8 protein-coding genes are annotated in these 8,216 nt (G+C 70.8%); all 8 read right to left on the bottom strand.

The features are described 5' to 3' along the window. On the bottom strand, positions 1-1,129 hold a 1,129-nt coding region (locus AOK22_RS33875), incomplete at its 3' end, for a molybdopterin-dependent oxidoreductase (protein ID WP_055702546.1). 153 nt (positions 1,130-1,282) lie between these two features. Further along, positions 1,283-1,885 carry a hypothetical protein gene (locus tag AOK22_RS33870; protein WP_055702545.1) on the bottom strand — a complete coding sequence of 201 codons (603 nt, stop codon included), beginning with the start codon at positions 1,883-1,885 and terminating at the stop codon, positions 1,283-1,285. A 4-nt stretch (positions 1,886-1,889) separates the two neighbouring features. Beyond that, positions 1,890-3,047 (bottom strand): ROK family glucokinase, encoded by a 1,158-nt coding sequence (locus tag AOK22_RS33865; protein ID WP_055702544.1) that lies wholly within the window; start codon positions 3,045-3,047, stop codon positions 1,890-1,892. Positions 3,048-3,140: 93 nt separating this feature from the next. Beyond that, complete coding sequence (locus AOK22_RS33860) at positions 3,141-3,953, bottom strand: ATP-binding cassette domain-containing protein (RefSeq protein ID WP_193433293.1); 813 nt, start codon at positions 3,951-3,953, stop codon at positions 3,141-3,143. A 23-nt stretch (positions 3,954-3,976) separates the two neighbouring features. After that, positions 3,977-5,032: an ABC transporter permease gene (locus tag AOK22_RS33855; protein ID WP_055702543.1), complete on the bottom strand. Its 1,056-nt coding sequence runs from the start codon at positions 5,030-5,032 to the stop codon at positions 3,977-3,979. Beyond that, positions 5,029-6,048, bottom strand: a complete 1,020-nt coding sequence (locus AOK22_RS33850) for a sugar ABC transporter substrate-binding protein (RefSeq protein WP_055702542.1) — start codon at positions 6,046-6,048, stop codon at positions 5,029-5,031. Before AOK22_RS33850 ends, AOK22_RS33855 begins: the two co-directional genes overlap by 4 nt. 118 nt (positions 6,049-6,166) lie before the next feature. Beyond that, on the bottom strand, positions 6,167-7,171 hold the full coding sequence (locus AOK22_RS33845; protein WP_055702541.1) for a sugar ABC transporter substrate-binding protein: 1,005 nt from the start codon (positions 7,169-7,171) through the stop codon (positions 6,167-6,169). A gap of 154 nt (positions 7,172-7,325) precedes the next feature. Further along, entirely contained in the window at positions 7,326-8,192 is an 867-nt protein-coding gene (locus AOK22_RS33840) for a GntR family transcriptional regulator (RefSeq protein WP_079037003.1), read from the bottom strand. Positions 8,193-8,216: the final 24 nt, after the last annotated feature.

Raw genomic sequence — 8,216 nt, 5'->3', positions numbered from 1 at the left:
TCCACGTGTGGGGGCGGGGAGTGTCGTGGAGGCGGGCGCGGTGCCAGGTCGCGCCCGCGTCCGTGCTGACCTCCACCCGGGCGATCGCGCCCGCGCCCGACCAGGCGCGGCCCGTGAGGCGGTGGCGGGTGCCCGCGGGGAGGCTCGCGTTCCACGGGAGTTCGAACGCCGACTTCAGGGTCTGGCGGGTGAGCGGGGCGCTGCCCTCCTCGGGGTAGCCCTCGCCGTACAGACGATAGAAGTCCGTGTTCCACGGGGAGTAGAGCGGGGTCGCGGAGACCTCGATGTCGCCGAGCCATTTGATCGAGGCGATGCCCACCCAGGACGGGGCGAGGACCCGGACCGGGTGGCCGTGGTCCGGCGGCAGGGGCTCGCCGTTCATCTCGTACGCGAGGACGACGTCGTCCAGGGCCTTGGCGAGCGGCAGGGGGCGGCGGACGCGGCCGAGGTTCGTGCCGTCCGCCGTGACGTAGTCCGCGTCGAGGCCGCGCGGCATCACGTCGACCGCGCGGCGGGACAGGCCCGCGACGCGCAGGACGTCGGCGAGGCGCACGCCGCGCCAGCGGGCCGCGCCGATCGCGCCCAGGGTCCAGGGGGTGCCCGACGCGGGCTGGTTCTGCTGCGTGGCGAAGAAGTCCCTGCCGTTGCCCGCGCATTCGACGAACGCCGTGCGCGTGACCGAGGGGAGCTTCTTGAGGTCGGCGAGCGTGAAGTGGCGGGCGCGGCCGGTCAGGCCGTCGCCCCAGACCTTCAGCCGCCATGTCGCCGCGTCCAGCCGTGGCGTCGCCGTGTGGTTGCGTACGAAGAAGTGGGAGACGGGAGTGGTGTGGCCGGTGCCCGCCAGGGAGGCGAAGCGGGTCTCCGCGTTCGTGCCGCGGATGATGAAGCGCTCCGGCGGGAGCGGTTTGACGATGCCCGGCGCCGCCGCCCGCGCCTCGGCGGGCGCGAAGGCCGTGGGCGCCGCCGTGGCCACGCCCGCCGCCGCCAGCAGGCGCAGCACGTCGCGGCGCGCCACGCCTTCCGCGCGGGCCCGCCCCGCCAGCCACTGGCCCAACCTTCTTCTGTCGTAGGCCGATTCGGTCTCCGGGGCGGTGGCGGCGCGGCCGGCGGCGGTCTCGTCTCTCGTCATGGGGCGCACGGTAGGTGCGCCGGGCCCGCCCCGCCCGGCGATCGGCCACCGCTTCACGACGCCGCAATGTGCGGTCACCAGGGGCAACACTCGGCAACAGGGGTTAATGGAGCGGCCACTTGAGGGACACGAGCGCTCAAGCGGCCCCTGGCATCACGGTGTTGTCGTCGACACCACGTAGACCATCGGGTGCTGCGCGTTCGAGCGGTCCACCACCACGTCCAGCGTCGGCGCCGGGTCCTCCTGCTCGTGGGTGAGGCCCGACCACGGCCCGGGGCCCGTGAACTCCCAGCCGACGACCTTCTGGTCGCGCTTGCTGATGGTGATGTCGTTCATCTTGAGGTGGGGCCCGGTCGTGCCGATCTGGTGGAGGAACTTGTCCAGGCCCTTGTTGCTGGTGAGGAACTGGACGTAGAGGCGGCTGGTGCGCCAGTTGTTCGTCTCGTAGTACGCGACCTCCTCCGAGTACGGCGGGACCGGTACGTCGTACAGACGGCGCTGCACCTTGGAGGGCCAGCCTGCGGTGAGGCCCGTCGCGGAGTACTTGCTCTCCTTGTCGCGGCCGCTGTCGCGGCTCTGGTTGGCGGAGATCACCAGATAGCCGGCAGGGATGCCGATCAGGAGCACGATGATCGTCGCCGTCAGCCAGCGGCGGCGGATCATGTGGCGGCGGTCCTCGGTCTTGCCCCCGTCGCGGCCCGGCGTGTCGGAGGCGCCGGGGAGGTCCGGGGACGAGGGCTGGCGGGGCACGGTCATCTGCTTACTGGGTTCCCTGGGAGGTGCGGTTGTTCGAGCGGCGGGCCTCGGCATAGCGCTCGTAGCGTTCGTAGCGCTCCACGCGGCGGCGGTTGGCGCGGCGGAAGCGGCGGGCGACCAGGCGGGCCAGGTCGGCGGCGCCCACCATGCCGGCCTCGGGGCCGAGCTGGGCGCGGGCGATGCGGGCCTCGGGCCGGTAGCCCCGGCCGGTGAGGTGGCGGCGGAACGCGTCGCGGGCCGGGCCGATCAGGAGGTCGTCGGCCGCGCTGACGCCGCCGCCGATCACGAAGCAGGAGGGGTCGAGGGCCGCCGCGAGGTTGGCGATGCCGACCCCGAGCCACTGGCCGATGTCCTGGAGGAGCTCGACGCACATCGCGTCGCCCTCGCGGGCCAGCTCGGTGATGAGGGGGCCGGTGATGTCGGGGACGTTGCCCTTGACCCGCTCGATGATGCCGTACGCCACCGGGGAGTCGGCGGCGGCGAGCTCGCGGGCCTCGCGGACGAGCGCGTTGCCGGAGCTGTACTGCTCCCAGCAGCCGCGGTTGCCGCAGGGGCAGCGGTGGCCGCCGGGGACGACCTGCATGTGCCCGAACTCGCCCGCGACCCCGAACTTGCCGCGCTTGACCTGGCCGTCCTCCAGGATCGCGCCGCCGATGCCGGTGCCGAGGGTGATCATGACGAGGTGGTCCTCGCCGCGGCCCGCGCCGAAGCGCCACTCCGCCCAGGCGGCGGTGTTCGCGTCGTTGTCGACCATGACGGGCACGGCGAGGCGGCCGGAGATGCGGTCGCGCAGGGGTTCGTTGCGCCAGGACAGGTGCGGGGCGAACAGCACGCGGTTGCGGTCCGCGTCCACCCAGCCCGCGGCGCCGATGCCGACCGCGTGCACGTCGTGCCGGTCGGAGAGGTCGAGAACCAGTTCGACGATGGTGTCCTCGACCACGCGGGGGCTCTTGGACTTGTCCGGGGTCTCCGTGCGGAGCGTCTCCAGGATGTTGCCGTCGGCGTCGACGACGCCCGCCATCACCTTCGTGCCGCCGATGTCGATGCCGACGGTCGGGACGCGGGGTGCCGTCAGATGGGACCGGCGCTCACGCGTGCCCACGGTCCGCAGAACGGTGGCTCGTGCGGAGCCGCGGTGGGCTAGGTCGCGGTAGGTGCTCATTGCCGCGATTCTGCCTCACGCCCGCGGGGGCGCGCACAACGGGCACGGGGTGCGCACCGTGGGCGGTGCGGTGTGCCCCGTCAGGGGCGCTGCTCAGCGCCCCTCCAGCTCGTGACGCAAGTCGTCCAGCTCGGAGCCGCCCGCCATCTGGCGGGTCAGTTCGTCGAGGGTGATCTCGTCGCGGGCGTAGCTGCCGAACATGGCACCCCGCTTGAGGAGGACGAAACGGTTGCCGACCAGGTACGCGTGGTGCGGGTTGTGCGTGATCAAGACCACGCCGAGCCCCTGGTCCCGCGCCGCGGCCACGTACTTCAGGACGACGCCCGACTGCTTGACGCCCAGCGCGGCGGTCGGCTCGTCCAGGACGAGGACCTTCGCGCCGAAGTACACCGCGCGGGCGATCGCCACGCACTGGCGCTCGCCGCCGGAGAGCGTGCCGATGGGCTGGTCCACGTCCCGCAGGTCGATGCCCATGCGCAGCAGCTCGGCGCGGGTCGTCTCGCGCATGAAGTCGACGTCCATGCGCCGGAAGGGACCCACGCCCTTCGTCGGCTCGGAGCCGAGGAAGAAGTTCCGCCAGACCGGCATCAGGGGGACGACGGCCAGGTCCTGGTAGACCGTCGCGATGCCGCGGTCCAGGGACTCGCGGGGCGAGCCGAGCCGGGTGTCCTCGCCCTCGATGCGGAAGGCGCCCGCGTCGTGCTGGTGCAGCCCCGCGATGATCTTGATGAGCGTGGACTTGCCGGCGCCGTTGTCGCCGAGCACGCAGGAGATCTCGCCCGCGTGCACCTCCAGGGAGACGCCCTCCAGCGCGCGGATGTTGCCGTAGTACTTGCTGACGTCGTCGAGCTCGACGAGCGGTGTGCGCTCCCCGGCCTCCGGCACGGCGTCGCCGACGTCGCCCACGTCACCGGTGTCGGTCTTGTCGGTCACTTCGTCGCCTCCGCGCGCTTGCGGACCCAGTGGTTGAGCAGGGTCGCCAGGAGCAGCATCACTCCGAGGAAGAACTTGAACCAGTCCGGGTTCCACTCGGCGAACACGATGCCCTTGCTGACCATGCCGAAGATCAGCGCGCCGACGGCCGCGCCGACCGCGGAGCCGTAGCCGCCGGTGATCAGACAGCCGCCGATGACGGCCGCGATGATGTAGATCAGTTCGTTGCCGACGCCTTCGCCGGACTGGACGACGTCGTACGAGAAGAGCAGGTGCTGGCCGGAGACCCAGGCGCCGAAGGCGACGCCCATGTAGAGGCCGATCTTGGTCGCGGCGACCGGGACGCCGACCGCGCGGGCCGCGTCCTCGCCGCCGCCGACCGCGAAGATCCAGTTGCCGACGCGGGTGCGCAGCAGGATCCAGGTGGCCACGGCGATCAGGGCGAGCCACCACACGATGGTGATCTTGAAGTCGACGCCGCCGACGGTGATCGTCGAGGCGAAGACGTCCTTGGCGGAGGCGAAGCCCTCCATGTCGGAGATCGACTTGGTGGAGACGGTGCCGCTGATCAGCTTGGTGAAGCCGAGGTTCATGCCGGTCAGCATCAGGAACGTGCCGAGCGTGATGATGAAGCTCGGTGGGTCCGTGCGGGTCAGCATGACGCCGTTGAAGACGCCGACCGCGAGGGTGGCCAGCAGGGAGACCCCGACGCCCACCCAGACGTTCGCGGTCATCTGGTAGCTGAACATCGACGAGATCAGCGCGGAGGTCGTCACCAGGACGCCCGCCGAGAGGTCGAACTCGCCGCCGATCATCAGCAGCGCCACCGGCACCGCCATGATGCCGATCGTCGAGGCGGCGTAGAGGACCGTGGCCAGGCTGGTCGCGCGCAGGAAGCTGTCCGCGACGATCGAGAAGAAGATGAAGACGGCCACGGCGCCGACGACCGAGCCGAGCTCGGGGCGGCCCATCAGCTTCTTCAGGGGCGAGGTCTTCAGGAGGCGCTCGTCCGTCGTGGTGCCCGGTGCGGGCGCGAGGTCTTTCGCGGTCATCGGGTCCCTCGCTTCGCGTATTCCTCCAGCTCGGCGGCCTGGTCCTTGGTGATGATCTGCGGGCCGGTCAGGACGGGCTTGCCGCCGCCGAGGACGTCGGCGTTGTACTTGTACAGCCACAGCAGGTCGACGGCCTCGTAGCCCTGGAGGTAGGGCTGCTGGTCGACCGCGAAGCCGAGGGAGCCGGACTTGAGGCCCGCCGCGACCTTCTCGTTCAGGTCGAACGTGTCGATCTCCGCCTTGCTGCCCGCGCCCTCCTTGGCCTTCACGGCGGCGTCGGCGAAGGGTGCGCCCAGCGTGACGACCGCGTCCACGTCCTTGTCGGACTGGAGCCTGGCCTCGACGGAGGACTGCACGTCGGGCATGTTGGTGCCCGTCACGTAGAGGTTCTCCAGCTTGCCGTCGAAGGTCTTCTTGGCGCCCTCGCAGCGCTGCTCGTGGCCGACGTTGCCCTGCTCGTGCAGGATGCAGAGCGCCTTCTTCTTCCCGCGCTTGTTGAGCTCCTCGCCGACGGCCTCGCCCGCGATCGTCTCGTCCTGGCCGATGTGGGTGAGCGCGCCGAACTGCTTGGACTCGGCGGAGCCGGAGTTCACGGTGATCACCGGGATGCCGGCCTTCTTGGCGCGGGCCAGCGGGCCCTTCATCGCGTCCGGCTTGGCCAGCGACACGATGATGCCGTCGACCTTCTTGTCGATGTAGGAGTCCACGAGCTGGGCCTGCTGCTGGGCCTCGTCGTCATGGGCGTACAGGAATTTGATGTTGTCCTTGCGGGCCGCTTCCTCGGCGCCGCTCTGGACGATGTCCCAGAAGGTGTCGCCGTCGCCCGAGTGGGTGACCATGCCGAAGGTCCAGCGCGGTGTGCTCACCGCGGCCTTCCCCTGGGCGGCCGCGGCCTTGCGGGCGTCCTCCGCGCGCTTGCCGCCGGTGCTGCTGCATCCGGTCAGGCCCGCGGTGACCCCGAGCACCGCGACCAGCGCGGCGCCCACCGCTCGTACCCCTGTCTTCACCCTTGCCACGACGCCGTGCCCTTCTTGCTCTGCTGCTCTGTGCGACCGGTCCGGATCCCCGGCCCCAGCCGCCCAAGTATCGACCACGCGCATCGCGTGTGTGTTCATCGGGGGCCGCGGCGTGTGCTCATCGGGTTCCCCGGGCGGTGTACTTCTCCAGCTTCGGTACGTCCTTCTCGGTCACGATGGCGGGTCCGGTGAGGACGGGCTTGCCGCCTCCCAGGACGTTGGCGTTGGTCTTGTGGAGCCAGAGCTCGTCGACGGAGAGGTAGCCCTGGAGGTAGGGCTGCTGGTCGACGGCGAAGCCGACCTCCTTGGCCTTGAGGCGCTTGACGACCTCGGCGTTCAGGTCGAACGTGTCGACCTCGGCCTCGCCGGCCGCTCCTCCGGCGTCCTCCTTCGCCTTCACCGAGACGGCGGCGATCGGCGCGCCGAGGGCGACCACGGCGTCGATGCCCTTGGTGGCCTGGAGCTTCGCACTGATGGACGACTGGGCGCCGGGCGCGTTGGTGCCCTCGACGTTCAGGTTCTCCACCGTGCCGTCGAAGGTCTTCTTGACGCCGGCACAGCGCTGTTCGAGGGACACGTTGCCCTGTTCGTGGAGGACGCACAGGGCCTTCTTCCTGCCTCGGGCGTTCAGCTCGGTGCCGACGGCCTCGCCGGCCACGGACTCGTCCTGGCCGATGTGGGTGAGCGCGCCGAACTTCGCGGAGAACTCGGCCCCGGAGTTGATCGTGACGACCGGGATCCCGGCGGCGGTCGCGTGGGCGAGCACCGCCTTCATCGCCTCGGGCTTGGCCAGGGTCACGACGATCCCGTCGACCTTCTTGTCGACGAACGACTGGACCAGCTCGGCCTGCCCCTTGGCCTCCTTGTCGTTGGCGTAGAGGAACTCGACGTTGTCCTTGCGGGCCGCCTGCTCGGCGCCGCTCTGGACGATGTCCCAGAAGGTGTCGCCCTCGCCGGAGTGCGTCACCATGGCGATCTTGAGGCGGGGCGTGGAGACGCCCTTGCCACCGCCGTCGTCGTTCGCCTTGTCCTCGTCGTCCTTGCCGCCGGAGCTGCTGCAGCCGGCGGCCAGCGCGATCACCGCGATCAGGACTGCGGCCGTGCGGGATGTGCGCGTACGCATGGTGGCACCACCTCTTCTCCCGGCCGCCTCGGTGCGGCTGGGGGAGTTCTAGCGGGGGGCGCGCGGCAGCGTCAATGGATTTGTCAGAACATTCTGACGACCGTTGGCGAGTTGGTATCGACGGCCGTACGGGACTCTGGGCGGCTCCGGCGCCCTACGGTCGGACGAGGAGCTGGAACTCGAAGGAGTAGCGCGAGGCCCGGTAGACGTGGCAGCCGTACTCGACCGCCCGGCCCGTGTCGTCGAAGGTCGTGCGCCGCATGGTGAGCAGCGGGGCACCGGCCGGCTCGGCCAGGAGCGCGCCCTCCTCGGCGGTGGCCGCGCGGGCGCCGACCGACTGGCGCGCGCTGTGCAGGGTGAGGCCGGCGGCGCGCATGAGCCGGTAGAGGCCGGTGGCCTCCAGACGCTCGGTGTCGAGGTCGAGCAGGCCGCTCGGCAGGTGGTTGCGCAGGTGGGCCATGGGCTCGCCGTGGGCGAGCCGCAGCCGCTCGACGAGGTGCACCTCGTCCCCCTCGGCGACCCCGAGCGCCGCCGCGACCTCGGCGGACGCGGGCTCGACGGTGTTGCGCAGGACGCGCGTCTCGGGGCGCTGGCCCGCCGCCTCCAGGTCGTCGTAGAGGCTGCTGAGCTCCAGGGGGCGCTTGACCTGGCTGTGCACGACCTGGGTGCCGACGCCGCGGCGCCGCACGAGCAGGCCCTTGTCGACGAGGGACTGGATGGCCTGGCGGACAGTGGGCCGGGACAGCCCGAGCCGCATGGCGAGCTCGATCTCGTTGCCGAGGAGGCTGCCGGGGGTCAGGGCGCCGCGCTCGATCGCCGCCTCCAGCTGCTGGGCCAGCTGGAAGTAGAGCGGGACCGGGCTGCTGCGGTCGACGCCGAGCCGCAGCGCGACGGTGGGGTCCTTGACCGGCTTGTCCTGGGCTGCTTTGGCGACTGGTTTGGACACGGGGCGAGCGTAGTCCCGGGAGATGATGACGGGAAGTTCTGTTGTCCGGACTGTTCTGTTGTCAGGACAAAGCATTGACCTGTCTCTTATACACAATCT

It is taken from the genome of Streptomyces silaceus (genome assembly GCF_001419745.1).
GTDB classification, from domain to species: Bacteria; Actinomycetota; Actinomycetes; order Streptomycetales; family Streptomycetaceae; genus Streptomyces; species Streptomyces silaceus.
This window is presented reverse-complemented; position numbering and strand designations above follow the sequence as displayed.

Coding starts and splice junctions, on each gene's coding strand:
- AOK22_RS33855 (WP_055702543.1), bottom strand. CDS start 5,032: ATGACCGCGAAAGACCTCGCGCCCGCACCGGGCACCACGACGGACGAG.
- AOK22_RS33840 (WP_079037003.1), bottom strand. CDS start 8,192: ATGCTTTGTCCTGACAACAGAACAGTCCGGACAACAGAACTTCCCGTC.
- AOK22_RS33870 (WP_055702545.1), bottom strand. CDS start 1,885: ATGACCGTGCCCCGCCAGCCCTCGTCCCCGGACCTCCCCGGCGCCTCC.
- AOK22_RS33865 (WP_055702544.1), bottom strand. CDS start 3,047: ATGAGCACCTACCGCGACCTAGCCCACCGCGGCTCCGCACGAGCCACC.
- AOK22_RS33845 (WP_055702541.1), bottom strand. CDS start 7,171: ATGCGTACGCGCACATCCCGCACGGCCGCAGTCCTGATCGCGGTGATC.